The organism is Paenibacillus sp. MER 99-2 (assembly GCF_023714095.1).
In the GTDB taxonomy this organism is placed as follows: Bacteria; Bacillota; Bacilli; order Paenibacillales; family Paenibacillaceae; genus Paenibacillus.
The window spans coordinates 1-491 of sequence record NZ_JAMAUZ010000028.1 but is presented as its reverse complement, the minus strand read 5'-3'; the positions used below and the strand labels follow the sequence as shown (position 1 = coordinate 491).

The window sequence follows — 491 nt, the reverse complement described above, 5'->3', positions numbered from 1 at the left end:
CGCAGAAATAGGTCATTTTAGAGCAGACTTCGATCAACGATTTAAATGTAATTGTGGTCGTTCTGGATGTATTGAAACAGTTGCTTCAGCGACAGGCGTTGTTAACTTAGTTAACTTCTACTATCCGAAGTTGACGTTTAGATCTTCTATATTAGAATTGATTAAAGAAAATAAGGTTACAGCAAAAGCTGTTTTTGATGCGGCAAAAGCTGGTGACCAATTCTGTATTTTCATTACTGAAAAGGTTGCAAACTATATTGGATATTTATGTAGTATTATTAGTGTTACAAGTAATCCGAAATATATCGTTCTAGGTGGAGGAATGTCTACTGCAGGACCTATTTTAATTGAAAATATTAAAACAGAATATCATAATTTAACATTTGCACCTGCTCAATTTGAAACTGAAATTGTACAAGCGAAATTAGGTAATGATGCAGGTATTACAGGAGCAGCAGGATTAATCAAGACCTATGTATTAGATAAAGAGG

Annotated in this window: 1 protein-coding gene; it reads left to right on the top strand. The window is 33.6% G+C overall.

Features of this window, described 5'->3' with window-relative positions:
- Positions 1 to 491 (top strand): ROK family protein (locus tag M3636_RS29110; RefSeq protein WP_251384750.1); only part of this gene is annotated, 491 nt, incomplete at both ends.